Origin of the sequence: Pseudomonas sp. A-RE-19 (genome assembly GCF_019956555.1) — a bacterium.
GTDB lineage: Bacteria > Pseudomonadota > Gammaproteobacteria > Pseudomonadales > Pseudomonadaceae > Aquipseudomonas.
On the sequence record NZ_JAHBDQ010000022.1, the window covers coordinates 170976 to 194733 of the forward strand.

At 60.1% G+C, this 23758-nt stretch carries 28 protein-coding genes; 3 read left to right on the top strand and 25 right to left on the bottom strand.

Features of this window, described 5'->3' with window-relative positions:
- The first annotated feature begins 42 nt into the window (after positions 1 to 42).
- Positions 43 to 1248, top strand: coding sequence for an MFS transporter (locus tag KGB14_RS15865; protein WP_223487727.1), 1206 nt, complete (start codon positions 43 to 45; stop codon positions 1246 to 1248).
- 79 nt (positions 1249 to 1327) lie between these two features.
- On the opposite strand, the gene KGB14_RS15870 is transcribed toward KGB14_RS15865, so the two are convergent.
- The 12 genes from KGB14_RS15870 to ccmA all read right to left on the bottom strand — a co-directional run bounded on the left by KGB14_RS15870 (position 1328) and on the right by ccmA (position 9663).
- Positions 1328 to 1732: a type II toxin-antitoxin system HicB family antitoxin gene (locus KGB14_RS15870; protein WP_223487728.1), complete on the bottom strand. Its 405-nt coding sequence runs from the start codon at positions 1730 to 1732 to the stop codon at positions 1328 to 1330.
- A complete protein-coding gene (locus KGB14_RS15875) occupies positions 1732 to 1944 on the bottom strand; it encodes a type II toxin-antitoxin system HicA family toxin (protein WP_223487729.1) in 213 nt (70 codons plus the stop codon). The genes KGB14_RS15870 and KGB14_RS15875 overlap by 1 nt, the downstream gene beginning before the upstream one ends.
- A 320-nt stretch (positions 1945 to 2264) precedes the next feature.
- Positions 2265 to 2669, bottom strand: coding sequence for a hypothetical protein (locus tag KGB14_RS15880; protein WP_223487730.1), 405 nt, complete (start codon positions 2667 to 2669; stop codon positions 2265 to 2267).
- A 14-nt stretch (positions 2670 to 2683) separates the two neighbouring features.
- A complete protein-coding gene (gene ccmI, locus KGB14_RS15885) occupies positions 2684 to 3886 on the bottom strand; it encodes a c-type cytochrome biogenesis protein CcmI (RefSeq protein WP_223487731.1) in 1203 nt (400 codons plus the stop codon).
- Complete coding sequence (locus tag KGB14_RS15890) at positions 3879 to 4352, bottom strand: cytochrome c-type biogenesis protein (protein WP_223487732.1); 474 nt, start codon at positions 4350 to 4352, stop codon at positions 3879 to 3881. The genes ccmI and KGB14_RS15890 overlap by 8 nt, the downstream gene beginning before the upstream one ends.
- The gene (locus tag KGB14_RS15895; RefSeq protein WP_223487733.1) at positions 4349 to 4885 is read right to left on the bottom strand and encodes a DsbE family thiol:disulfide interchange protein; all 537 of its coding nucleotides are present in this window, start codon (positions 4883 to 4885) and stop codon (positions 4349 to 4351) included. Before KGB14_RS15895 ends, KGB14_RS15890 begins: the two co-directional genes overlap by 4 nt.
- Positions 4882 to 6885 carry a heme lyase CcmF/NrfE family subunit gene (locus tag KGB14_RS15900; protein WP_223487734.1) on the bottom strand — a complete coding sequence of 668 codons (2004 nt, stop codon included), beginning with the start codon at positions 6883 to 6885 and terminating at the stop codon, positions 4882 to 4884. Before KGB14_RS15900 ends, KGB14_RS15895 begins: the two co-directional genes overlap by 4 nt.
- Positions 6886 to 6888: 3 nt before the next feature.
- Entirely contained in the window at positions 6889 to 7344 is a 456-nt protein-coding gene (gene ccmE, locus KGB14_RS15905) for a cytochrome c maturation protein CcmE (RefSeq protein ID WP_008026817.1), read from the bottom strand.
- Positions 7341 to 7517, bottom strand: a complete 177-nt coding sequence (ccmD, locus tag KGB14_RS15910; RefSeq protein WP_223487735.1) for a heme exporter protein CcmD — start codon at positions 7515 to 7517, stop codon at positions 7341 to 7343. The genes ccmE and ccmD overlap by 4 nt, the downstream gene beginning before the upstream one ends.
- The gene (locus tag KGB14_RS15915; RefSeq protein ID WP_056742065.1) at positions 7514 to 8269 is read right to left on the bottom strand and encodes a heme ABC transporter permease; all 756 of its coding nucleotides are present in this window, start codon (positions 8267 to 8269) and stop codon (positions 7514 to 7516) included. Before KGB14_RS15915 ends, ccmD begins: the two co-directional genes overlap by 4 nt.
- Before the next feature lie 93 nt (positions 8270 to 8362).
- On the bottom strand, positions 8363 to 9031 hold the full coding sequence (gene ccmB / locus KGB14_RS15920) for a heme exporter protein CcmB (RefSeq protein ID WP_105339828.1): 669 nt from the start codon (positions 9029 to 9031) through the stop codon (positions 8363 to 8365).
- The gene (gene ccmA / locus KGB14_RS15925) at positions 9028 to 9663 is read right to left on the bottom strand and encodes a cytochrome c biogenesis heme-transporting ATPase CcmA (RefSeq protein WP_223487736.1); all 636 of its coding nucleotides are present in this window, start codon (positions 9661 to 9663) and stop codon (positions 9028 to 9030) included. Before ccmA ends, ccmB begins: the two co-directional genes overlap by 4 nt.
- A 197-nt stretch (positions 9664 to 9860) precedes the next feature.
- Between ccmA and KGB14_RS15930 the strand changes: the two genes are divergently transcribed.
- Together KGB14_RS15930 and KGB14_RS15935 are read left to right on the top strand one after the other, a co-directional pair.
- On the top strand, positions 9861 to 11435 hold the full coding sequence (locus KGB14_RS15930; protein WP_223487737.1) for a flagellar hook-length control protein FliK: 1575 nt from the start codon (positions 9861 to 9863) through the stop codon (positions 11433 to 11435).
- Positions 11432 to 11761: an EscU/YscU/HrcU family type III secretion system export apparatus switch protein gene (locus tag KGB14_RS15935; RefSeq protein ID WP_223487738.1), complete on the top strand. Its 330-nt coding sequence runs from the start codon at positions 11432 to 11434 to the stop codon at positions 11759 to 11761. Before KGB14_RS15930 ends, KGB14_RS15935 begins: the two co-directional genes overlap by 4 nt.
- Before the next feature lie 117 nt (positions 11762 to 11878).
- Here KGB14_RS15935 and KGB14_RS15940 read toward each other — a convergent pair whose 3' ends face one another.
- The 13 genes from KGB14_RS15940 to fleN all read right to left on the bottom strand — a co-directional run bounded on the left by KGB14_RS15940 (position 11879) and on the right by fleN (position 23653).
- Positions 11879 to 12400 (bottom strand): hypothetical protein, encoded by a 522-nt coding sequence (locus KGB14_RS15940; protein WP_223487739.1) that lies wholly within the window; start codon positions 12398 to 12400, stop codon positions 11879 to 11881.
- 425 nt (positions 12401 to 12825) lie between these two features.
- Positions 12826 to 13218 (bottom strand): DUF2802 domain-containing protein, encoded by a 393-nt coding sequence (locus KGB14_RS15945; RefSeq protein WP_223487740.1) that lies wholly within the window; start codon positions 13216 to 13218, stop codon positions 12826 to 12828.
- Positions 13219 to 13704, bottom strand: coding sequence for a chemotaxis protein CheW (locus tag KGB14_RS15950; RefSeq protein ID WP_008072653.1), 486 nt, complete (start codon positions 13702 to 13704; stop codon positions 13219 to 13221).
- An 83-nt stretch (positions 13705 to 13787) separates the two neighbouring features.
- Positions 13788 to 14654 (bottom strand): CheW domain-containing protein, encoded by an 867-nt coding sequence (locus KGB14_RS15955; protein ID WP_223487741.1) that lies wholly within the window; start codon positions 14652 to 14654, stop codon positions 13788 to 13790.
- Between the two features lie 117 nt (positions 14655 to 14771).
- A complete protein-coding gene (locus KGB14_RS15960; protein WP_030130563.1) occupies positions 14772 to 15560 on the bottom strand; it encodes a ParA family protein in 789 nt (262 codons plus the stop codon).
- 43 nt (positions 15561 to 15603) lie between these two features.
- Entirely contained in the window at positions 15604 to 16494 is an 891-nt protein-coding gene (gene motD / locus KGB14_RS15965) for a flagellar motor protein MotD (RefSeq protein WP_223487742.1), read from the bottom strand.
- Positions 16495 to 16509: 15 nt separating this feature from the next.
- A complete protein-coding gene (locus KGB14_RS15970) occupies positions 16510 to 17250 on the bottom strand; it encodes a flagellar motor protein (RefSeq protein ID WP_223487743.1) in 741 nt (246 codons plus the stop codon).
- Positions 17250 to 18380, bottom strand: a complete 1131-nt coding sequence (locus KGB14_RS15975) for a chemotaxis response regulator protein-glutamate methylesterase (protein ID WP_223487744.1) — start codon at positions 18378 to 18380, stop codon at positions 17250 to 17252. The genes KGB14_RS15970 and KGB14_RS15975 overlap by 1 nt, the downstream gene beginning before the upstream one ends.
- Positions 18381 to 18429: 49 nt before the next feature.
- A complete protein-coding gene (locus tag KGB14_RS15980) occupies positions 18430 to 20682 on the bottom strand; it encodes a chemotaxis protein CheA (RefSeq protein WP_223487745.1) in 2253 nt (750 codons plus the stop codon).
- 54 nt (positions 20683 to 20736) lie between these two features.
- Positions 20737 to 21525 carry a protein phosphatase CheZ gene (locus KGB14_RS15985; RefSeq protein WP_008072644.1) on the bottom strand — a complete coding sequence of 263 codons (789 nt, stop codon included), beginning with the start codon at positions 21523 to 21525 and terminating at the stop codon, positions 20737 to 20739.
- A 22-nt stretch (positions 21526 to 21547) separates the two neighbouring features.
- Positions 21548 to 21919 (bottom strand): chemotaxis response regulator CheY, encoded by a 372-nt coding sequence (locus KGB14_RS15990; RefSeq protein WP_003183998.1) that lies wholly within the window; start codon positions 21917 to 21919, stop codon positions 21548 to 21550.
- Between the two features lie 166 nt (positions 21920 to 22085).
- The gene (gene fliA, locus KGB14_RS15995) at positions 22086 to 22826 is read right to left on the bottom strand and encodes an RNA polymerase sigma factor FliA (RefSeq protein ID WP_007894214.1); all 741 of its coding nucleotides are present in this window, start codon (positions 22824 to 22826) and stop codon (positions 22086 to 22088) included.
- Positions 22823 to 23653, bottom strand: a complete 831-nt coding sequence (fleN, locus tag KGB14_RS16000) for a flagellar synthesis regulator FleN (RefSeq protein WP_223487746.1) — start codon at positions 23651 to 23653, stop codon at positions 22823 to 22825. The genes fliA and fleN overlap by 4 nt, the downstream gene beginning before the upstream one ends.
- Positions 23654 to 23758 lie beyond the last annotated feature (105 nt).

Consider the following 23758-nt stretch of genomic DNA (forward strand, 5'->3'; position numbering starts at 1 on the left):
GATTAGCCTCTGCGCATCCTTTCTTGTTCAGCGAGACCCGTTATGAACCCAACGACTCAGGTGCCCCACGGTGCCGCGACAATGACCCGAGGCATGGTGCTGCTCTTCGCCTTCTGCTGCGGCGCCATCGTGGCCAACATCTACTACGCCCAGCCGATCATCGGCCTGATCGCGCCGGACATCGGCCTGACCGACACCATGGCCAGCCTGATCGTTTCGCTGACGCAAATTGGTTATGCGCTGGGCCTGTTCTTCCTGGTGCCGCTGGGTGATCTGCTGGAAAACCGCCGCTTGATGATCATCACTACGGTGGTGGCGATTGCCAGTCTGCTGGGCGCCGCGTTTACCGATCAACCGAATGTTTTTCTGCTGATCTCGCTGCTGGTGGGTTTCAGTTCAGTGTCGGTGCAAATCCTGATTCCGCTGGCCGCCCATTTGACGCCGGAAGAGTCGCGCGGCCGCGTGGTTGGCGCAATCATGGGGGGATTACTGCTGGGTATCCTGCTGGCACGGCCAGTGTCCAGCGTAGTGGCTGACCACTTTGGCTGGCGTGCGATGTTTGTTATCGCAGCAGTGTTGATGGCGGCGATCAGCATCGTACTGGCGCTGACGGTGCCCAAGCGCCAGCCTGATCACAGCGCTTCTTATGGCCAATTACTGGGCTCGCTCTGGACGCTGTTGCGTCGGCAGCCAGTGTTGCGTCAACGGGCCTTTTACCAAGCCTGCATGTTCGCCACCTTCAGCCTGTTCTGGACCGCCGTGCCGCTGGAACTGGCGCGCAATCATGGCTTGTCGCAAACCCAGATCGCGATCTTCGCCCTGGTCGGCGCCATCGGCGCTATTGCCGCGCCCATCGCCGGCCGACTGGCCGATGCCGGCCATACCCGCACGGCCTCACTGCTGGCTTTGCTGTTCGCCAGCTTGAGTTTCCTGCCCGCCTTCATCCATCCGGTCTACAGCGTTATTGGTCTGGCCGTGACTGGCGTGGTGCTGGACTTCTGCGTGCAGATGAACATGGTCCTCGGCCAGCGCGCGGTCTACGCCCTCGACGCCAAAAGCCGCGGCCGACTGAATGCGCTGTACATGACCAGCATTTTCATTGGCGGCGCGTTTGGTTCTTCGGTGGCCAGTGCGGTGTACGAGCATGGCGGCTGGTTGTGGATCGTGATTGTGGGCAGTGCGTTTCCGCTGCTGGCGTTGTTGCGGTTTTTGAGTGTTTCAGAGAGGCCTGCACTGGCAACGGCTTAGGACGTTAAAAGCTTCGCGGGCAAGCCTCGCTCCTACAGGGAACGAGGCTTGCCCGCGAAGGCGATTCGACTGATACCACTCAATGCCGAACCAGCTTTTCCATCGCCGCATCCGCGAGAAAGGAGGAGCGGCTTTTGACATTGTGCTCTCGCACATAACGGTCAATGCGCTGGATCACGTAGCCAGGCAGCGTCACGTTGACCTTCTCGGTCTTGCCCAGATACGGCGAGATGTCGAGTTCCAGCATTCCCCATCCCATGTCGGCAAATTCCGGATTCTCGCGGTGCGCAGCCGCTGAGGTCGGCATCGGAATTGACTCCCCGTCTGCCATGATCTCCTGCAGCAGGATATGGGCAATTTCGACCGCCGCGTTGTAAGCATCTTCAAACGTATCCCCGGCCGTTACGGCACCTGGAATATCGGGGATCTGAATACCGATGGCGGTGTTCTCGTCGCCCCACTCGATACAGATTGGGTATTGCATTATGGATCTCCTGCCAAACTGGCTCCCGGGCAATAAAGCCCGGCTCGCCTCCTGATGCTTTTGACCGTCCCGATCGGCAAATCCTTCTTCGGATGAGGGACGGGTATCGTGTAAGGGCTGTAACGGTGAGTGAAGATGTGATGACTGCCGGTGACCCGGTCCAGTGTCCAGCCCGCCTCTATCAGTTCCTTGATCAATAACCTGCTCTGCACCACCAGCCTCCTTGCTCCGGCCCGACAAAAATAACCCTAGGGTTACTTTTACTCAAGCACAAAAATCCGGATCACGACGCTCGGTTGTTTTACAGGGTGTTGATTTGATCGGACCTATGTCGAGGTGCTCACTCTCTTGTGTTTGTACCCCGCTCCCTGCGCTACACAATCAAGATCAAAGGATCGCAGGCTTCGCCAGCTCCTACCTTTGCGTACACCCGCCGTTCATCGTCGTACGCGATCCTGCAGGCGCTGGCGAAGCCTGCGAGCTTTTCAGCCCCCAAAAAGCAAAACGGCGATCCTGAGATCGCCGTTTCCATTCACTGCCCGAATTGCCTGCCCAACCCACCCGGCACGCCATGGATGTCCGTCTCCTCCCATGGCCCATTCGGGCTGATCGAGCGGCTCCAGCCGTTGTTCCAGCGGTAGTAGGTGCGCTGGCGGTAGAAGGTGTTGGTCTGATCATCGAGAACGTAAACGCCAAGTTTCGCATCCCAATGGCTGTTGCCCCCCGGTGGCGGGGCGAAGCTGGCGGAGGTGCGTGGCAGGGGTTTGGACGGCTTGACCGGTGTGCCTGGTTTGCTCGGTGTCGTCGTTGGAGCCGGTTTGGTGCTCGGCCCCGAAGGCGAGATCGGCGGCAGCCGTTCGGGCTCGGGATGCTGGACCGCACAGGCGCTCAACCCCAAAACCATACTGAGCAAAGTGATACGAGCGATCGCGGTCATGGTGGTGCTTCCTGTTATTTATCCGGGCTGTCGATGGTCAGTTTTTGTGGCGCGGTAGTGCTGGTGGCCAAGGGTTGGCTACGACCGATCCATTCGCCGGCAGTCGGTTGGCCGGCGCGGGAGATGCGCGCAACCAGTTGGACTTCAGGGAAGTTAGACAGTTTCAACTGCGGCATCATGGCATCGGCATCGCCCAGCTCTACGGTCGCCGGCAAGTCGGCGACGGTCAGACGCTTGGCGGCCAGCGGTGCGGGCGGGCCGGAGACGGCGCGGGCGAAAATGAACACGCTGTCGCCAGGCTGGACCTTGGCTTTCAAGTCAGGCGCCAAATCGACACGCACTTTGAGCAGTGCGGCGACCTTCGCGGCTGGAGCTTCGGCCACCTTGCCACCGCTGGCTTCAAGCTTCTCAGCGGCCCGAGTGATGCCGCCTTGCAGCGCGACGCGGGATTTGTCATCCGGTGGCAGTTGCACCAGCAGTCGATTCCAGTAGTCGATGGCGTCCTGATAACGTTCGCCTTCGAAGGCTGCGATGCCCAGCAAACCGAGGCTGGTGACTTCCTTCGGATCGATTTTCAGCGCTTCGTCGGTCAGGGCCTGGACCTTGTCCGACCACTTCTTGCCATCGGCGAAGTATTGGGCCTGGGCCCACTGCCCCAGCAGTTCCGGCTGACGACCGGCCAGGGTCACGGTGCGTTCGAAGATCTTCGCCGCATCGGCTGGGCGGTCCTGGGCCATGTAGGTGCGACCGAGGAAGTACAGGCCTTCAGCCGAGTCGGGCTGAGCGGCGACCGCACGCTCCAGGCGACGGGTCATCTCTTCCATCGACTGTGGCGCCTGGGCGAACTCGCGGGTCAGCTCGACCTTGTCACTGGCCCCGAAATGCAGGTACAGCCCCAAGCCCAGTACGGGCACCAGAATCGCCGCCAGCAATGGCAGCGGTTTGCCCAGACGCGACACGCGCGGTGCCTCGACGCCTTCGGTGTCGGCCAGCAGTTCACGGGCAGCTTCGGCACGGCCGGAGTCCATTTGCTCGGCATTGAGCACGCCCTCTTCCTGCTGGGTCTGCAACTCAGACACGCGTTCCTGATAGAGCGCGACGTTCAGCGCCGTACGATCCTCTTCAAGTTGGGCACGACGACCACGCAGAACGGGGATCAGCAGAAAACTCAGGGCAACCAGAAGCAGCAGGCCTGCAGCGAGCCAGAAATCAATCATTCTTGGTTTTATCCAACAGGTGGTCGAGGCGCTCACGCTCATCAAGGGAAAGCGTGTCCGGACTGTCAGTGCGTTGCACGCGACGGCGGCGAACGATCACGGCGATAAGCACAAAACCGCCCAGCAACAGGCCGGCGGGGCCGAACCAGAGCAAAGCGGTTTTAGCGTTCAAGGCGGGTTTATAGCGGACGAAGTCACCGTAGCGGTCGACCATGAAATCGATGATCTGCTGGTTGTCCTTGCCCTCGCCGAGCATGCGGAAAATCTCTTTGCGCAGGTCGGCGGCAATCGGTGCGTTGGAATCGGCGATGTCCTGATTCTGGCACTTGGGGCAACGCAGTTCTTTGGTCAGCTCGCGAAAACGCTCGCGGTCGCCTTCTTTGGCGAACTCGTAGGTGTCGATGGCCGCGTGGGCCATACCGGCCATGCTCAAACCCAATACGGCGGCGGCAATCCAGCGCTTCATGGCTTGGCCTCGTCGACCAGTGCCTGATACTTGGCCGCCAGTTTTTCGCGCCAGACTTGCTCGTCGATCACCCCGACGAATTTGTCGCGGATGATGCCCTTGGCGTCGATGAAGAAGGTTTCCGGTGCGCCATACACGCCGAGGTTCAGGCCCAGGGTGCCGGCATCGTCGCGGACGTCCAGTTGATAGGGGTTATGGAACTCGGCCAGCCACTTCAAGGCATCGGTGTTGACGTCCTTGTAATTGATGCCGTAGATCACCACGCCCTGCCCGGCCAGTTTATTCAGCACCGGGTGCTCGACCCGGCAGGAGATGCACCAGGTGCCCCAGACATTGACCAATGCCGGTTTACCCAGAATGTCCGCTTTGGTCAGGGTTTTGTCGCCCTGCACCGAGGGCAGCGAAAACTCCGGGAACGGTTTGTTGATCATCGCCGAAGGCAGCTCGGCCGGGTCCAGGTACAGACCGCGATACAGAAAAACAGCGACTACCAGAAAAATCGCCAGTGGCAACAGCATCAACCAACGTCTCATGCAGTGGCTCCCGTCATGCCGAGCGCTTCACGCACGCGGCTTTTCACCTTGACCCGATAACGACGATCCAGCGCCGCCAGCAACCCACCGAGCCCCGTGAGCAGCCCGCCGAACCAGATCCAGCGCACGAATGGCTTGACGTGCACGCGAACCGCCCAGGCGCCCTCGCCCAACGGCTCGCCCAATGCGACGTAAAGGTCACGGGTGAAGCCGGCGTCGATCCCGGCTTCGGTCATCACCGAGTTCTGCACGGTATAGAGGCGTTTTTCCGGGTGCAGCACGCTGACTTCCTTGCCATCACGGATCACCCGTACGGTGCCCTTGTCGGAGGTGAAATTCGGCCCTTCGAAGTGCTTGGCGCCTTCGAATACGAAGTGGTAACCGGCCAGGTCCATGGACTCGCCCGGCGCCAGACGCAAGTCGCGCTCGGCACTGTTCTGGCTCGACAACACGACACCGAGGGCACACACGGCGATGCCCAAATGCGCGACCTGCATGCCCCAATAACTACGGGTCAGGGTCGGGAGGCCTTTGATCAGGCCTTTGTGGCGAGTCTTGTCGAAGATATCCCGCACACCGGCCAGCAACACCCAGGCAGCGAGCATGAAGGTCGCCAGCACCGCCCAGTTGAAGTCGCCATAAGCAACGCCGGCCACCACGGCCAACGCGGCGCTACCCAGCAACACCGGGGTCAACATGCTCATCAGCCATTTGACCGGGGTGTCTTTCCAGCGCACCAGCATGCCGACCGCCATCACGACCATCAGCAACGCCATCAATGGAATGAACAGCGCGTTGAAGTACGGTGGGCCGACCGACAGCTTGGCACCGGTCATCGCATCGAGAATCAGTGGATACAAGGTGCCGAGCAGGATCATCGAGGCCGCCACCACCAGCACCAGGTTGTTACCCAGCAGCAAGGTTTCCCGGGACCAGAGGTTGAAGCCAACGTGGCTCTTCACCACGGGAGCGCGCAGGGCGAACAGCGTCAGCGAGCCACCGACCACAAACAGCAGGAAGATCAGGATGAACACACCGCGCTCAGGATCGGACGCAAAGGCGTGCACCGAGGTCAGCACGCCGGAACGCACGAGGAAGGTCCCCAGCAAGCTCAGCGAGAACGCGGCGATGGCCAGCAACACCGTCCAGCTCTTGAATACGCCACGTTTTTCCGTGACCGCCAACGAGTGAATCAGCGCCGTGCCCACCAGCCATGGCATGAAGGAGGCGTTTTCCACCGGATCCCAGAACCACCAGCCGCCCCAGCCGAGTTCGTAGTAGGCCCACCACGAGCCCAACGTAATACCGATACCGAGGAAGGCCCAGGCGACAATCGTCCACGGACGGGACCAGCGCGCCCACGCCGCATCGAGACGACCGCCCAGCAGCGCGGCGATGGCGAAGGCAAACGCCACGGAGAAACCGACATAGCCCATGTACAGCATCGGCGGATGAACGATCAGGCCGATGTCTTGCAGCAACGGATTAAGGTCGCGACCATCCGCCGGTATCTGCGGCAGGATCCGGGCGAAAGGGTTGGATGTCAGGATCAGGAACAGCAGGAAACCGGTGCTGATCATGCCCATCACCGCCAGCACCCGGGCCAGCATCACTTGCGGCAACTGCCGGGAAAACACCGACACCGCGAAGGTCCAGCCGCCGAGGATCAACGCCCACAGCAGCAACGAACCTTCGTGAGCGCCCCAGACCGCGCTGAATTTGTAGTACCACGGCAGCGCGCTGTTGGAGTTACTGGCCACGTAAGCAACGGAGAAGTCGTCCGCCATGAACGCGTAAGTCAGGCAACCGAAGGCGAACAGCAAAAACGCGAACTGCCCCCACGCGGCCGGCTGGGCCAGGCTCATCCACAAGCGGTCGCCGCGCCAGGCACCAAGCAACGGCACCACGGCCTGCACCAGTGCGAAACACAGCGCCAGAATCATGGCCAGGTGGCCGAGTTCGGGGATAAACAGCCCTGAACCATAGAGAGCAGAAGTCATCAATTAACCCTCTTTCGCGGGAGTGGGTGCCGACTGACCGCTGTCTTTCAGCGCCTTGGTCACTTCCGGCGGCATGTACTTCTCGTCGTGCTTGGCCAGCACTTCATCGGCCACCACCACGCCGTCAGCGTTGAGCTTGCCGAGGGCAACGATGCCCTGCCCTTCGCGGAACAGGTCCGGAAGGATGCCGCGGTAGCTGATGGTCACGGATTTGTTGAAGTCGGTGACGATGAATTTCACATCCAGCGAATCGCCGGAACGTTGCAGCGAACCCTTCTCGACCATGCCGCCTGCACGAATGCGCGTGTCTTGCGGGGCTTCGCCGTTGGCGATCTGGGTCGGGGTGTAAAACAGATTGATGTTCTGCTGCAGGGCGCTCAGGGCCAGGCCGACAGCAGCGCCGACACCGACCAGGATCGCGAGAATGATGATAAGACGCTTTTTACGCAGCGGATTCACTTGCCGTTCTCCCGGCGCAGACGACGCGCCTCTTGTTGCAGATACCGCTTGCGGGCCAGGATCGGCACCGCCACGTTGAGGACCAGCACCGCCAGGCTAATGCCATAGGCTGACCAGACATACAGGGCATGATGGCCCATGGCGAGGAAGTCGCCGAATGAAGCGAAACTCATCGAGCGGCCTCCAGACTGTTCTGCACTTCGGCCTTGACCCAACTGGCACGGGCCTCGCGCTTGAGCACCTCAAGGCGCATGCGCAGCAACAGCACGGCGCCGAAGAAACAGTAGAAACCCAACACCGTCAGCAGCAGTGGCAGCCACATCTCGGCGGGCATCGCCGGTTTTTCAGTGAGGGTGAAGGTCGCGCCCTGGTGCAGGGTGTTCCACCACTCCACCGAGTATTTGATGATCGGGATGTTGATCACGCCGACGATCGCCAATACCGCGCAGGCCTTGGCGGCACTGTCACGATTGCTGATGGCGTTGCCCAGCGCAATAAGACCGAAGTACAGAAACAGCAGAATAAGCATGGACGTAAGTCGCGCATCCCAGACCCACCACGAACCCCAGGTCGGTTTGCCCCAGATCGCACCGGTGACCAGCGCCACGGCGGTCATCCAGGCACCGATAGGGGCGGCGCATTGCAGGGCGACGTCGGCCAGTTTCATTTTCCAGACCAGCCCGACGATGCCGCACACGGCCAGCATCACGTAGATGGACTGCGCCAGCATGGCGGCGGGAACATGGATGTAAATGATGCGAAAGCTGTTGCCTTGCTGGTAGTCCGGCGGCGCGAAGGCCAGCCCCCAAACCACACCGATGCTGATCAGCAGCAACGCCGCGACGCTCAGCCACGGCAACAGTTTGCCACTGATACCGTAAAACCATTTGGGTGAGCCGAGCTTATGAAACCAGGTCCAGTTCATTGCTGTTTCCATCACGGTGCTCTTCGCTGTGAAGAGCCGAAGGGTCTGCCTTTCTTCAAAAAGAAGTGGTTAAAAAATAACCAGGCCTCATTATTATTCGCCGACGCTGATCTTCAGGCCAGCAGCGATTGCAAAAGGTGTCAGGGTTATCGCCAGGGCGGTCAGGCTACCAAGCCACAAGAGATAACCGGTCGCCGGCATGCCCTGCAATGCCGCCTGCAAGGCGCCACTGCCGAGGATCAACACCGGGATGTACAGCGGCAGAATCAGCAGCGCCAGCAACAGGCCACCACGTTTCAATCCTACCGTCAGCGCTGCGCCCACCGCACCGAGCAGGCTCAGTACCGGTGTACCCAGCAATAAAGAAAGCAGCAACACCGGCAGACAAGCGGCAGGCAAACCGAGCATCAACGCCAGCAAAGGTGCGAGCAAAACCAGGGCCAAGCCGGAAAAGGCCCAGTGTGCCAGTACTTTGGCCAGCACCAGAAGAGGCAGGGGGTGCGACGAAAGGACCCACTGCTCAAGCGATCCGTCTTCGAAATCACTGCGGAAAAGCCCGTCCAGCGAGAGCAAAACCGATAAAAGCGCCGCCACCCAGACCAGCCCCGGGGACAAGGTTTGCAACAATTGAGTCTCCGGACCGACCGCCAGCGGGAACAAGGAGACGACGATGGCGAAGAACACCAGCGGGTTCGCCAATTCGGCAGGACGGCGGAACAGCAAACGTGCCTCGCGGGCGACCAACAGGCCGAAAACACTCATACGGCCCAGTTCCCCAAATCAATGTCGCGATAGCCGGCCGGCATCCGGGTCAGCGTGTGGTGAGTGGTCAGCACCACCATGCCGCCCCGCTCACAGTGTGCGGCCAAGTGCTCTTCGAGTTGCGCCACGCCTTGTTTGTCGAGCGCGGTGAACGGCTCGTCGAGGATCCACAGCGGAGGACTGTCCAGGTACAACCGCGCCAAGGCCACGCGACGTTGCTGGCCGGCAGACAGGGTGTGACAGGGAACATCCTCGAAACCGCGCAGCCCGACAGCCGTCAGCGCCTGCCAGATCGCCTCATGGGAGGCCGGTTGATGCAAGGCGCATAGCCAACTGAGGTTTTCCTCGGGGGTCAGCAGATCTTTGATGCCGGCGGCATGGCCAATCCACAGCAGATTACGCGCCAGTTCGCTGCGTTGCTCGTTCAGAGGCTGCCCGTTTAGCAATACTTGACCGGCGGTCGGGTGCATCAAACCGCAAAGCAGACGTAAAAGGCTGGTCTTGCCACTGCCGTTAGGGCCGCTGATTTGCAACATTTCGCCACTGGCCAGTCTCAATTCGAGATTTTCGAAGAGCAGCCGAAGGTCTCGCTCACAGGCAAGGGCAACGGTTTGCAGGACAGGACTGGTCAAGAGATCACGGGCCTTTTGAGGTTCAAGTCGGCAGTGGAGCGGCCGCTAAAGAGATGCAGGATAGATGCATTGGCGGCCCGGTCTAGAGAGCTGCGTCAATCAATTGCAATGTTTTTAGCGCCCAGAAGCAACGGGGCGGCATTATACATGCCATGCCCGACTCTAAAGAGCGCAATTTCCACAGGTTGTGACCGCATATGACAGGCGAAATGAACATCCTCCCACTCCCGCAGACCACACCCGCGACTTCACGTGCGCTGGTGGTCAGCGGCGAGTTGCTCAAGCTGCTGACGCCGATGGAGGGCCTGATCACGGCCGGTCAGACCGCCAAAGCCGAAGTGCTGTCGCTCAAACAGGCGGATCAGACCTTTCAACTGTTGCTCAAGGTCACGCTCGACAGCGGCCGTCAGACCACGGTCCAGGCCACCAGTACTCAACCGTTGCCTCAGGGCACCAGCCTGGCGATCACCCAGCCATCGGCGGGCAGTCTGGCGGTCACGGTGCAACAGGCCATCGCCTCCAGCGTCGCGACCCTCACTCGTATCGACACGGCGCAACTGCCGGTCGGCACCTTGCTGCAAGGCAAAGTGCTGACTTCTCAGGTCATGCCACAGGTGCCGGGCCAGCCGACGGTGTTTCGCTCGATGGTGAGCCTGCTCAACACGGCGCTGAGCGGCAGCACGCTGAGCATCGACAGCCCGACGCCACTGCGCATCGGTACATTGCTGAGCGCCCTGGTGCAGGACACCCAGACCCTGAAATTCGTCCCGTTGAGCAGCCGCCAGGAACAGTTGGCGGTGACGCAACAGCTGGTCAGCCAACAAAGTCGCCAGGGTTCTCTGGATGGCTTGATCAAAGTCCTGCAAAACCTGCCGCCGTCGGATCAGACCTCCAGCGACCTGCGCGTCGCCGTGGACAAACTGCTGGCCGGCCTGCCGGACGTTCAGCAATTGAGTACCCCCAAGGGCCTGGCCCAGGCGTTGGCCAACAGCGGCCTGTTCCTCGAAGCCAAATTGCTGACCGGACAAAACCCGACGCTGACACCAGACATGAAAGGCGACCTGCTCAAACTGATCGCACAACTGACCCCGGGCCTGCCGGCCAACACGAATCTCAATGCAATCATTGCCGCCAATACGCTGGCGCAAGCGCTACCCAGTTTCGTGCGCAGCGCACTGGGCATGCTGGGGCAAGTCAGCGCCAAACCGCAGCCGACCAGTTTCCCCCTGCCCTCGCGCCTGCTGCAAAGTCAGGACGGTGAAGGCGATCTGGAGCACTTGCTGCGCCTGGCAGCAGCAGCCGTCTCGCGCCTGCAAAGCCATCAACTGTCGAGCCTGGAACAGACCGGCGTCACCGACGACGGTCGCCTGCTCAGCACCTGGCAGCTGGAAATCCCCATGCGCAACCTGCAGGACATCGTGCCGTTGCAGGTCAAATTCCAGCGCGAAGAAGCGCCCGAAAAAGAACAACCCCACGAGCGCCGCGACGAGCGTGAACCGAAACAACAAGTGTGGCGAGTCGATCTGGCGTTCGACATGGAACCGCTGGGGCCGTTGCAGATTCAGGCCCAGTTGATCAAGGGCAGCCTCTCCAGTCAGCTGTGGGCCGAGCGGCCGTACACCGCCAGCCTGATCGAAAGCAATCTGGCCGGGCTGCGTGAACGCCTGCTGGCGTCAGGCCTGAACGTCGGCGATCTGGATTGCCACCTCGGCACGCCGCCACAAGGCCCCCAAACCCGTCTCGAACAACGCTGGGTCGACGAAACCGCATGAACGAAACCACCGCACCGCGCCAGGCCATCGCCCTCAAATACGACGGCAGCCACGCCCCGACCCTCACGGCCAAAGGTGACGAAGAACTGGCCGAAGAAATTCTGCGGATTGCCCGCGATTACGAAGTGCCGATTTACGAAAACGCCGAGCTGGTAAAACTGCTGGCGCGAATGGAATTGGGGGAGAGTATTCCGCAAGAGTTGTACCGCACGATTGCCGAGATCATTGCGTTTGCGTGGAATTTGAAGGGTAAGTTTCCGGCGGGGCATGATTCGGAGGTGGGGATGATGGAGAAGGACATTACCGAGCGCGGGGATGATTATTGAATCTTTGTTGAATGCAAAAAGATCGCAGCCTCGTTGCACTCGACAGCTCCTACATTGGGACGGTGTACGCCCTGTAGGAGCTGTCGAGTGAAACGAGGCTGCGATCTTTTGATCTATTCAGTTCTTGTGCAACTTACTCATCAACTCTGCCGGCGTCACGTTATCAGACCTGAAAATGCGCAAAAGCCTGAGACTGCGACCGACAATCAAACCATTGATAAGGCCAGCCCCCAGTGCCGACCATCCAACCGCCGACACTTCATTGGCCAGTTCCGGATACATGGCCGCTTGGTAACCACCGTAATAGCGCCAGGCAAAAAAGCCCCAATACACGATCAGCACCTTGATCGTGCCACCCAGCACCAAACGCTCCCCCTCGCGCTCCACGTTTTGGTACGAGTAAAAGCGCAACGCCAGAAACCATCCTGCCAGTAACCCCAGCGCATAGGCCAAGATCGGGATTGCAAAACCCTGGGAGAGTTTCAGCGAGGTCAGGGAAATGGCGACAAATATCGCTGGTGTGATTTGCAAAGACCTTTTCGACTCATGATTCTTGAAGCAGGCAATGACACCGTAATAAGTCAGGATACAAAAGACCGCATAAACCCACAGCGGTGTACCACGCAAAATATCGAGCATAGGCCTCCTTGGCACTGCACATGTCTGAAACAGCGTCGATGATCAGCAACGATGGCATGTTGATTGCGATCAACAAGCTACTGATCGCTGATTGCGATTACAAGCCGGCGAAATCCGAAAAAACTATAGGCTGGAGACTACGACAGCGTAATCCTGGTCTGAGGACGGGCGATGACGGGGTGAAGTCATTCTGAAGATTCGCACGATTGCCGAGATCATTGCGTTTACCTGGAATCTGAAGGTTCCCGGAGGGGTAGGATCCACCGAGGGTGGAGAAGAATGTCACCGAACGCGGGGATGATTATTGAATCTTTGTTGAATGCAAAAAGATCGCAGCCTCGTTGCACTCGACAGCTCCTACATTGGAATGGTGTACGCCCTGTAGGAGCTGTCGAGTGAAACGAGGCTGCGATCTTTTGATTTTTTCAGTTTCTGTGCAACTTACTCATCAACTCCGCCTCAGCCTGGGTCAACCCGCAAGACTGGGTCAGCTCATCGACGCTAGCCCCCATCCCCACCAGGCGTGCTGCCTGAGCGAATGAAAGGCTCGACGGATCACGCTGTTCCAATTGAGCGAGTTTGTCCGGCAACGGGCCGACGACCGCGCGCAGTTCGTGCAGGTCTTCACCCATGCGCACGTTGCCGCTCTGGTAGTCGTCGACGCGTTTGGCCAGGTCTTTGATGCGCTGATCGCGCAACGCATCGCCCTTGGCCTGTTGTACGGCGATCTGCCTTTGAGCGCGGATGTACGCCAGGAACATCGCCAGCGTGCCTGCCCAGAAGAGGAACAGGACAATGACAGCCACCTCAAGAATCAATCAGATACTCTCCAGTTCCGACCATTCTTCTTCGCTCATCATCTTGTCCAGCTCGACCAGGATCAGCAGTTCGTTGTTCTTGTTGCACACGCCTTGAATGAACTTGGCGGACTCTTCGTTACCGACGTTCGGCGCAGTCTCGATTTCCGACTGACGCAGGTAAACCACTTCAGCCACGCTGTCGACCATGATCCCGACCACTTGCTTGTCGGCTTCGATGATGACGATACGGGTGTTGTCGCTGATCTCGGCGTTCATCAGGCCGAAGCGCTGACGGGTGTCGATCACGGTGACTACGTTACCGCGCAGGTTGATGATGCCCAGTACGTAGCTCGGGGCACCGGGTACCGGGGCGATTTCGGTGTAACGCAGGACTTCCTGAACGCGCATCACGTTGATGCCGTAGGTTTCATTGTCCAGTTTGAAGGTTACCCATTGCAGGATCGGATCTTCAGAACCTTTTGCATTCGTCGCTTGACTACTCATACCCTGACCCCTCGAAAAACCGCCCTGGCGGTGTGTGTTCTGTGTGGCGGCACTGAATGCCGTCACCTGTCTTTTATGCAGCTTTATGTCGGTTTGTGTGGCGGCTTGCTGCCGCCCATGTGCTTGGCCCCGCCGCTGGCGATCAGCTCGGCCAGTGCGGAAACGTCGAGCAAGGCACACATGTGTTCAATCACCGTGCCCGCCAGCCATGGCCGTTGACCCCGATGGCTGCGCCATTTGATTTCGTTCGGGTCCAGGCGCAATGAGCGGCTGACCTGATGCACCGCCAGCCCCCACTCGTAACCCTGAACCGAAATCACGTATTGCAGGCCCTGGCGAAAATCATCGCGGTAGCGGTCCGGCATGACCCAGCGTGCGGTATCCAGTACTTTCAGGTTGCCGGCCTGGCTTGGCAGGATCCCGAGGAACCATTCCGGCTGACCGAACAACGGCGTCAGCTCGTGACCGGCCAGGGAATAAATCGACCCCAGGCATACCAGCGGCACAGCCAGGGTCAACCCGGCGACGTCGAACAACAGGCATTCGAACGGCTCGGCAGCCCACGACGGACGACCGTCGGTTTGCACCGGAGGCGGCGTATTGCTCGGCGGCAGATGAACTTCGACCACCGGTGGCACCAGCGCTTGCAGCAGCGGTGCGATGGTCGAAACGGGTGCCAGAACCGGTGCCGGCGCTTCGATCACGGCCACCGGTGCTTTCACCACTGGCGCAACGACGGGGGCAGCGGCCACTGTCGGTTGATGTGCATCACGGGCCTGTTCTTCAAGCACGGCAGCCTGAAACTCATCCAGTGCCGCTTCAACTTCGACAACCTCGGGCAGCACCTCGACTTCTGGCAGCAACTCTTCAGTCGCGTCTTGCAGCAAACTGTCCAGATAAGACTGGAGCGCCAGTTGCGGACGCGAGGTGATTTTCACCGGCCGATTCATGCGCACTCCTTTGTAGGAGCGAGGCTTGCCCGCGAAGCAGACACCGCAGTGCTCACAGTAAAATCGCGTAATCGTTCTTCGCGGGCAAGCCTCGCTCCTACAAGGGCTGCGCTCATCTCAAGCCACCTGCGGAACAAGTTGTGCCGCCAGCAAATGCTTGAGCAGGGCGCGGTACGCGAGAACGCCACGGCTCTTGCCGTCGAATTGCGAAGGCGTCAGCCCTGCCCGGCTCGCGTCACGCAAGCGGGTATCGATCGGGATGTAGCCTTGCCAGATTTCTTCCGGGTACTTGTCGCGCAGCACGCGAAGGGTGCCGAGGGAAGCCTGGGTGCGACGATCGAACAGGGTCGGCACGATGCTGAACGGCAGCGCCTGTTTGCGTGAACGGTTGATCATCGCCAGGGTGTTGACCATGCGCTCCAGGCCTTTGACCGCCAAGTGCTCGGTCTGCACCGGAATCACCAACTGCTGGCTGGCCGCCAAGGCGTTGACCATCAACACGCCGAGCAACGGCGGGCTGTCGATTACCGCGTAATCGAAGTCCTGCCAAAGTTGCGCCAGGCTCTTGGCGATCACCAGGCCCAAACCACTCTGGCCCGGCGACTGACGCTCAAGGGTCGCCAGCGCGGTGCTCGACGGCAACAGGGAAATGCGTTCGTCACTGGTGGGCATCAGCAACTGCCCGGGCAAGCCTTGCGGCACGCTGCCCTTGTGCAGAAACAGGTCGTAGCTGCTGTGTTCCAGGCTGTCGGGGTCGTAACCGAAGTAGCTGGTCATGGAGCCGTGCGGGTCGAGATCAACCACAACCACGCGCTTGCCCGCCTCAGCCAGTAAACCGGCTAAAGCGATGGAGGAAGTGGTTTTACCGACACCACCCTTTTGATTGGCGACTGCCCAGACTCTCATTCGGATTGTTCCTCCCGGTCGAAAAGGCCGACCGAGAAATAGCTCAACGTATTAATGCGGGTGACGGAGAATTGACGGCGCTCTCTCGTCCCGGCGACTTGACCGGGGTCGGTGCAGTTTGTGTGCCAGCACGCTTCAATGCGGCATCCGGTTTCGCATTGGCGGTTCCGGTACCGGTGAGGCTGCGGCGTACATCGAGATTTCGTGACACCACCAGCACCACCCGACGGTTACGCGCCCGGCCTTCGGCAGTGGCGTTGTTGGCCACTGGCTGGAATTCGCCATAACCCACCGACGCCAAGCGGCCAGGGTTCACGCCCTGCATCGCCAGCATGCGCACGATGCTCGCCGAACGGGCCGAGGACAGCTCCCAGTTGGTCGGGTATTGCGCGGTGCGAATCGGTTGATCGTCGGTAAAGCCTTCGACGTGAATCGGGTTGTCGAACGGCCTGAGGATCGCGGCCACCTTGTCGATGATGTTGAACGCGATGTCGCTGGGCATCGCGTCGCCACTGCCGAACAACAGGCTGGAATTGAGCTCGATCTCGACCCACAACTCATTGCCGCGCACGGTCATCTGGTTGGAGCTGATCAGGTCGCCGAACGCCGCGCTGATGTCATCGGCAATGCTTTTGAGCGGGTCGCTGGCACCGGCGATGCCGGCGTCGACCTGCTCGCTGTCCTTGACCAGCGGCTTGGCCGGGGTCACGGTCTGCGGTCGCTCGTCACCGATGGGAATCGGCTTGAGGGCGCGGTCGGAGTCGGTAAACACCCCGATCAGCGCCTCGGAAATGACCTTGTATTTGCCTTCGTTGATCGACGAAATCGAGTACATCACCACGAAGAAAGCGAACAGCAAGGTAATGAAGTCGGCGTAGGAAACGAGCCAGCGCTCATGGTTTACATGTTCTTCAGGTTGCCTGCGACGAGCCATAATCCATTACTCCAATCAATCCATGAAGCCCTGAAGCTTCAACTCGATAGAGCGAGGGTTTTCACCTTCGGCGATCGACAGGATGCCTTCCAGCAACATCTCGCGATAACGCGACTGGCGCAACGCGATGGACTTGAGCTTGGCGGCAACCGGCAGCAGCACCAGGTTGGCACTGGCCACGCCGTAGATGGTGGCGACGAACGCGACGGCAATACCGCTGCCCAGTTGCGACGGATCGGCCAGGTTGCCCATGACGTGGATCAGGCCCATCACCGCACCGATGATGCCGATGGTCGGCGCGTAGCCGCCCATGCTTTCAAAGACTTTGGCGGCTTCGATGTCGCGGCTTTCCTGGGTGTAGAAATCCACTTCCAGGATGCTGCGAATCGCTTCCGGCTCGGCGCCGTCCACCAGCAATTGCAGGCCTTTGCGCGAGTAGCTGTCGGGTTCGGCGTCGGCCACCCCTTCCAGGCCGAGCAAACCTTCCTTGCGGGCGGTCAGGCTCCAGTTCACTACGCGATCGATGCCACCAGCCAGATCCACCCGAGGGGGGAAAAGAATCCAGGCGAGAACCTGCATGGCGCGCTTGAAGGCGCTCATCGGCGATTGCAGCAGCGCCGCGCCGATGGTCCCACCGAGCACGATCAACGCCGCCGGGCCGTTGGCCAGCGCGCCGAGGTGACCGCCTTCAAGGTAGTTGCCGCCAATGATGGCGACGAACGCCATGATGATCCCGATAAGGCTGAGCACATCCATCAGAGGCACGCCTCGACCAGGTGCCGGCCGATATCGTCCAGGCTGTACACCGCGTCCGCGAGCTCGGCTTTGACGATGGCCATCGGCATGCCGTAGATCACGCAGCTGGCTTCATCCTGAGCCCAGATCGCACTGCCGCCCTGCTTGAGCAGACGCGCGCCTTCGCGACCGTCGGCGCCCATGCCGGTCAGTACCACCGCCAGAACTTTGTCGCCGTAGGACTTGGCCGCAGAACCGAAGGTGATGTCCACGCACGGTTTGTAGTTCAGACGCTCGTCGCCCGGCAGGATTTTCACCGCGCCACGGCCGTCGATCATCATTTGCTTGCCACCCGGTGCCAGCAGCGCCAGGCCCGGACGCAGGATGTCGCCATCCTCGGCTTCCTTGACGCTGATGCGGCACAGCTTGTCCAGACGCTCGGCGAACGCCTTGGTGAAGGCTGCCGGCATGTGCTGGATCAACACGATCGGTGCCGGGAAATTGGCCGGCAACTGGGTCAAAACCCGTTGCAGCGCAACCGGACCACCGGTGGAGGTGCCGATGGCGACCAGTTTGTAGGCTTTGCGTTTCGGCGCTGGCGACGAGGGAGTCGCTGCATGGCTGCGAGCCGGAATCGGTGCCGGTGCCGGACGCGCAGGCGCGCTGCTGCCGTAACTGCCGATGCTCGAAGGCGCAGGTGTCGGGGCTGGCGCGGCTACCGGTGCCGGAGGGGTGTAGGCACTGACACGACGGTTACTGCGCGAGATGCTGAGAATCTTCTCGCACAGCAGTTGCTTGACCTTCTCCGGGTTGCGCGAGATGTCTTCGAAATTCTTCGGCAGGAAGTCCACCGCGCCGGCGTCCAGCGCATCGAGGGTCACCCGCGCGCCTTCGTGCGTCAGCGAGGAGAACATCAACACCGGGGTCGGGCAGCGCTGCATGATGTGCCGCACCGCCGTGATGCCATCCATCATCGGCATCTCGTAGTCCATGGTGATCACGTCTGGCTTGAGGGCCAGTGCCTGATCAATCGCCTCTTTGCCGTTGGTTGCCGTACCGACAACCTGGATATTCGAATCCGCTGAAAGAATTTCCGAGACGCGGCGGCGGAAAAACCCCGAATCGTCCACCACCAGGACTTTGACTACCATAAACACTCCGTTAGACGGGGCGAGGCTCAGTCGCCCCGCTCCCCCAGAATCAAATACGCCGTGCGGCGTAACGCTTGAGCATGCTCGGCACATCGAGAATCAGTGCAATGCGGCCGTCACCGGTGATGGTGGCGCCGGACATGCCCGGGGTTCCCTGGAGCATTTTGCCCAATGGCTTGATGACCACTTCTTCCTGACCCACCAACTGGTCGACGACGAAGCCGATCCGCTGAGTGCCCACCGAAAGAATCACCACATGGCCTTCGCGTTGCTCTTCGTGAGCGGCGGAGCTGACCAGCCAGCGCTTGAGGTAGAACAGAGGCAGCGCCTTGTCCCGCACGATCACCACTTCCTGGCCGTCCACCACGTTGGTGCGCGACAGGTCGAGGTGGAAGATCTCGTTGACGTTCACCAGCGGGAACGCGAACGCCTGGTTGCCGAGCATGACCATCAGCGTCGGCATGATCGCCAGGGTCAACGGGACCTTGATGACGATCTTCGAGCCCTTGCCCTTGGTCGAGTAGATATTGATGGTGCCGTTGAGCTGGGCGATCTTGGTTTTCACCACGTCCATGCCCACGCCGCGCCCGGAGACGTCGGAAATTTCGGTCTTGGTCGAGAAGCCCGGAGCGAAGATCAGGTTGAAGCAATCCGACTCGCTGAGACGGTCCGCCGCATCCTTGTCCATCAGGCCTTTCTTCACGGCGATACCGCGCAGAACATCGGCGTCCATACCTTTGCCATCATCGGAGATGGACAGCAGGATGTGGTCGCCTTCCTGTTCAGCGGACAGGATCACCTTGCCGCTGCGAGGTTTGCCCATCGCTTCGCGATCAGCCGGTTCTTCGATACCGTGGTCGACCGAGTTGCGCACCAAGTGGACCAACGGGTCGGCCAGGGCCTCGACGAGGTTCTTGTCGAGGTCGGTTTCTTCGCCGACCAGCTCCAGGTTGATCTCTTTCTTGAGCTGGCGAGCCAGGTCACGAACCAGACGCGGGAAGCGCCCGAAAACTTTCTTGATCGGTTGCATCCGGGTCTTCATGACCGCGGTTTGCAGGTCGGCCGTGACCACGTCGAGGTTCGACACGGCCTTGGACATGGCTTCGTCGCCGCTGTTGAGGCCCAGACGGACCAGGCGGTTACGCACCAGTACCAACTCGCCGACCATGTTCATGATTTCGTCGAGACGCGCGGTATCGACCCGCACGGTGGTCTCGGCTTCGCTGGCCGGTTTTTCCGGTGGTGGCGCAGCCGGGGCACGGGCAGGCGCCGGTGCAGCCGCGGCCGCCGGTTTCGGCGCCTCGGCTTTAGGCTCGGGGGCTTTGGCCACAGCTTTTGGCGCAGGCGCCTTGGCCGCTGGAGCCGCTACCGAGGCGGCAGCCGAAGCGGTGCCGACTTCAGTGAACTTGCCTTTACCGTGCAATTCGTCGAGCAGCGATTCGAACTCGTGATCGGAGATCAGATCGCCGCCAGCGGCTTTAGCGGTTGGCGCAGCCGGGGCCGGCGCCGAAGCAATCGCCGACTCCAGCGCATCGACCGCAAAGTTGCCTTTGCCATGCAACTGGTCGAGCAGTGCTTCGAATTCGTCGTCAGTAATGTCGGAGCTGTCGCCTGCCGCTTTCGGGGCAGCCGGTGCGGTAGGCGCTGCGGCCACGGCATCGGGGGCGAACTGGCCTTTGCCGTGCAACTGATCGAGCAATGACTCGAACTCGGCATCGGTGATTTCGTCACTGGTCGCCGCATCGCTGGTCGGCGCCGGTGTCGGAACAGCAGCTGGCGCCTCGGCCTGAGCCTTGACGGCATTCAGCGAGTCCAGCAGTTGTTCGAATTCGTTATCGGTGATGTCACCTGACTCGCTTTCGGCGGCAGGCTCTTGCGCCACTTCAGCGACAGGTGCCGCTTCATCGGCGGTTTGCGGCTCGGCCAGACGGGCCAACGCTGCAAGCAATTCAGGCGTGGCAGCCGTGATCGGACTGCGTTCGCGGACTTCGCTGAACATGCTGTTCACCGCGTCCAGTGCCTCGAGAACCACGTCCATCAGTTCCGAGTCGACGCGTCGTTCACCCTTGCGCAGGATGTCGAACACGTTCTCGGCGATGTGACAGCACTCCACCAGCTCGTTGAGCTGGAGGAAGCCGGCGCCCCCTTTTACAGTGTGAAAACCGCGAAAAATTGCATTGAGCAAATCCGCATCATCCGGTCGGCTTTCAAGCTCGACCAGCTGTTCGGACAGTTGCTCTAGAATCTCGCCGGCCTCAACCAGGAAATCCTGAAGGATCTCTTCATCGGCGCCGAAGCTCATTAAGGGGGTGCTCCTACAGGTCTAAAAACCCAAAAAACCTAAAATTCTAAAACTCTAAAATCCCAGGCTGGATAACAAATCGTCCACATCGTCCTGACCGGACACAACGTCTTCTCTTTTATCGGCATGAATCTGTGGACCTTCACCCTGAGAGAGATGTTTTTGCGGATCTTTTTCAGCCAGCATCGCTTCACGGTCATGTTCGATACCCGCAAAGCGGTCGACCTGACTGGCCATGAGCACGAGCTTGAGCAGGTTGCTTTCAACTTCGGTGACCAATTGGGTCACGCGTTTGATCACTTGCCCTGTGAGGTCCTGGTAATCCTGGGCCAGCAGAATGTCGTTGAGGTTGCTCGACACGACGCGGTTGTCCTCACTGCTGCGTGTCAGGAAACCATCGACCCGCCGGGCCAGTTCACGGAACTCTTCAGCCCCGACTTCGCGACGCATGAACCGCCCCCAATCCGTGCTCAGCGCCTGAGCTTCGTCGCTCAGGCTGTTGATCAGCGGCGTGGCGTTTTCCACCAGGTCCATGGTGCGGTTGGCCGCGGCCTCGGTCAGCTTGACCACATAGCCCAAACGCTCGGTGGCATCGGTGATCTGAGACACCTCTTCGGCTTGCGGCATGTGCGGGTCAATCTGAAAATTGACGATCGCGCTATGCAGCTCGCGAGTGAGCTTGCCCACTTCCTGGTACAGGCCGCGGTCACGGGTCTGGTTGAGCTCATGGATCAGTTGCACAGCGTCGCCGAACCTGCCTTTTTCAAGGCTTTCGACCAGTTCGACCGCGTGTTTTTTCAGGGTCGACTCAAAATCGCCCTGTGAAGATTCGTTATGCTCCATAGCTCCCCCGTGGCGCAGTACATCAACCGATGCGTTCGAAAATCTTCTCGATTTTTTCTTTCAACGCCTGGGCTGTGAAGGGTTTGACCACATAGCCGTTAACACCGGCCTGGGCCGCTTCGATGATTTGCTCGCGCTTGGCTTCAGCGGTCACCATCAGCACCGGCAGGTGCTTGAGCTTTTCATCGGCGCGCACGTGACGCAGCAGGTCGATACCGGTCATGCCAGGCATGTTCCAGTCCGTTACCAGAAAGTCGATGCTCCCGCTGTTGAGTACCGGAATGGCAGTGGTGCCATCATCCGCCTCGACCGTGTTGGTGAACCCAAGGTCACGCAACAGGTTTTTTATGATCCGCCGCATCGTTGAGAAGTCATCAACGATGAGGATTTTCATGTTCTTGTCCAATTCGACCTCCAAGCAGTCTTAAACGCGCCCAGCACCTGGACACGCCATTTCAATCAATCCGGCAAAGCACTCAATGACTGTCTGGAGCACAACAGATCGAGACCGGCGCAGTTAACACCACACCAGCTCCATTCGCAGTGTCCCCACACTGCCTTCAGCGCGCTCGCCACTCCCCCAAACGCCCCCGCAAACGGGCCGCGCACTGGCTGTGTAACTGGCTGACCCGCGATTCGCTGACCCCCAGGACCTCACCGATTTCCTTGAGGTTCAACTCCTCGTCGTAGTACAGCGCCAACACCAGTCGCTCACGCTCCGGCAAATTGGCAATCGCGTCCGCCAGCGCCGCCTGGAAGCGTTCATCTTCCAGATCGCGTGACGGCTCAAGATGAGCACTGGCGCCATCCTCGTGCAGCCCTTCGTGTTCGCCGTCCTGCAACAGATCGTCGAAACTGAATAACCGGCTGCCCAGGGTGTCGTTCAAAATCCCGTAATAATCGTCGAGACTCAATTGGAGTTCGGCCGCAACCTCGTGATCTTTAGCATCACGGCCGGTTTTAGCTTCAATCGAGCGAATCGCGTCACTGACCATACGGGTATTACGGTGGACCGAACGTGGCGCCCAGTCCCCCTTGCGCACTTCATCGAGCATCGCGCCGCGGATTCGAATGCCCGCGTACGTCTCGAAACTCGCGCCTTTGCTGGCGTCGTATTTGGTTGATACTTCAAGCAGGCCGATCATCCCGGCCTGGATCAGGTCTTCGACCTGGACACTGGCCGGCAGACGCGCCAGCAAGTGATAGGCAATGCGTTTGACCAGTGGCGCGTAACGCTCGATCAGCTCGTACTGCGCGTCACGTGCCGATTTCTTGTAGAGGTTGTAACCGCTGGCTGTCATAGCACGGGTCCTGCCGTTTGTTGCACGAGACGCTCGACGAAAAACTCCAGGTGCCCGCGCGGGTTGGCCGGCAGCGGCCAGGTATCGACCTTCTGCGCAATGGCCTTGAAAGCCAGGGCGCACTTGGAACGCGGAAAGGCTTCGTAGACGGCACGCTGCTTCTGCACGGCCTTGCGCACGCATTCGTCGTAAGGCACCGCACCGACGTATTGTAAGGCGACGTCAAGAAAACGATCCGTGACCTTGGTCAGCTTGGCGAACAGGTTGCGGCCCTCCTGCGGGCTCTGCGCCATGTTGGCCAGGACGCGGAAGCGGTTCATGCCGTAATCGCGGTTAAGCAGTTTGATCAGCGCGTAGGCGTCGGTGATCGAGGTTGGTTCGTCGCACACCACCAGCAAGACTTCCTGGGCTGCGCGCACGAAACTGACTACCGAGTCACCAATGCCCGCAGCGGTGTCGATCACCAATACGTCGAGGTTGTCGCCGATGTCGCTGAAAGCCTGGATCAGGCCGGCGTGCTGGGCCGGGCTCAGGTGAACCATGCTCTGGGTGCCGGACGCGGCCGGGACGATGCGGATACCGCCAGGCCCTTGCAACAGCACGTCGCGCAGCTCACAGCGGCCTTCGATCACGTCGGCCAGGGTGCGTTTGGGTGTCAGCCCCAGCAGGACGTCGACGTTCGCCAGCCCCAGATCGGCATCCAGCAGCATGACGCGCCGGCCGAGCTCAGCTAGAGCCAGGGACAAGTTCACTGACACGTTAGTCTTGCCGACGCCACCTTTGCCGCCGGTCACCGCGATCACCTGTACGGGATGCATGCTGCCCATGTTATTTCTTTACCTTGTCTTACTTAGACGGAGGCCACATTACTGGCTGCGCGTTCACCAACTGAACAATGCATGGCAGACCATCGATGTAGGTACAAAAACTGT

Bases quoted from the DNA above. Each gene is read 5' to 3' on its own strand.
- KGB14_RS15865 (WP_223487727.1), top strand. From the start codon at position 43: ATGAACCCAACGACTCAGGTGCCCCACGGTGCCGCGACAATGACCCGA.
- KGB14_RS15870 (WP_223487728.1), bottom strand. From the start codon at position 1,732: ATGCAATACCCAATCTGTATCGAGTGGGGCGACGAGAACACCGCCATC.
- KGB14_RS15880 (WP_223487730.1), bottom strand. From the start codon at position 2,669: ATGACCGCGATCGCTCGTATCACTTTGCTCAGTATGGTTTTGGGGTTG.
- ccmI (WP_223487731.1), bottom strand. From the start codon at position 3,886: ATGATTGATTTCTGGCTCGCTGCAGGCCTGCTGCTTCTGGTTGCCCTG.
- KGB14_RS15890 (WP_223487732.1), bottom strand. From the start codon at position 4,352: ATGAAGCGCTGGATTGCCGCCGCCGTATTGGGTTTGAGCATGGCCGGT.
- KGB14_RS15895 (WP_223487733.1), bottom strand. From the start codon at position 4,885: ATGAGACGTTGGTTGATGCTGTTGCCACTGGCGATTTTTCTGGTAGTC.
- KGB14_RS15900 (WP_223487734.1), bottom strand. From the start codon at position 6,885: ATGACTTCTGCTCTCTATGGTTCAGGGCTGTTTATCCCCGAACTCGGC.
- ccmD (WP_223487735.1), bottom strand. From the start codon at position 7,517: ATGAGTTTCGCTTCATTCGGCGACTTCCTCGCCATGGGCCATCATGCC.
- KGB14_RS15915 (WP_056742065.1), bottom strand. From the start codon at position 8,269: ATGAACTGGACCTGGTTTCATAAGCTCGGCTCACCCAAATGGTTTTAC.
- ccmB (WP_105339828.1), bottom strand. From the start codon at position 9,031: ATGAGTGTTTTCGGCCTGTTGGTCGCCCGCGAGGCACGTTTGCTGTTC.
- KGB14_RS15930 (WP_223487737.1), top strand. From the start codon at position 9,861: ATGACAGGCGAAATGAACATCCTCCCACTCCCGCAGACCACACCCGCG.
- KGB14_RS15935 (WP_223487738.1), top strand. From the start codon at position 11,432: ATGAACGAAACCACCGCACCGCGCCAGGCCATCGCCCTCAAATACGAC.
- KGB14_RS15940 (WP_223487739.1), bottom strand. From the start codon at position 12,400: ATGCTCGATATTTTGCGTGGTACACCGCTGTGGGTTTATGCGGTCTTT.
- KGB14_RS15950 (WP_008072653.1), bottom strand. From the start codon at position 13,704: ATGAGTAGTCAAGCGACGAATGCAAAAGGTTCTGAAGATCCGATCCTG.
- KGB14_RS15955 (WP_223487741.1), bottom strand. From the start codon at position 14,654: ATGAATCGGCCGGTGAAAATCACCTCGCGTCCGCAACTGGCGCTCCAG.
- KGB14_RS15960 (WP_030130563.1), bottom strand. From the start codon at position 15,560: ATGAGAGTCTGGGCAGTCGCCAATCAAAAGGGTGGTGTCGGTAAAACC.
- motD (WP_223487742.1), bottom strand. From the start codon at position 16,494: ATGGCTCGTCGCAGGCAACCTGAAGAACATGTAAACCATGAGCGCTGG.
- KGB14_RS15970 (WP_223487743.1), bottom strand. From the start codon at position 17,250: ATGGATGTGCTCAGCCTTATCGGGATCATCATGGCGTTCGTCGCCATC.
- KGB14_RS15975 (WP_223487744.1), bottom strand. From the start codon at position 18,380: ATGGTAGTCAAAGTCCTGGTGGTGGACGATTCGGGGTTTTTCCGCCGC.
- KGB14_RS15980 (WP_223487745.1), bottom strand. From the start codon at position 20,682: ATGAGCTTCGGCGCCGATGAAGAGATCCTTCAGGATTTCCTGGTTGAG.
- KGB14_RS15985 (WP_008072644.1), bottom strand. From the start codon at position 21,525: ATGGAGCATAACGAATCTTCACAGGGCGATTTTGAGTCGACCCTGAAA.
- KGB14_RS15990 (WP_003183998.1), bottom strand. From the start codon at position 21,919: ATGAAAATCCTCATCGTTGATGACTTCTCAACGATGCGGCGGATCATA.
- fliA (WP_007894214.1), bottom strand. From the start codon at position 22,826: ATGACAGCCAGCGGTTACAACCTCTACAAGAAATCGGCACGTGACGCG.
- fleN (WP_223487746.1), bottom strand. From the start codon at position 23,653: ATGGGCAGCATGCATCCCGTACAGGTGATCGCGGTGACCGGCGGCAAA.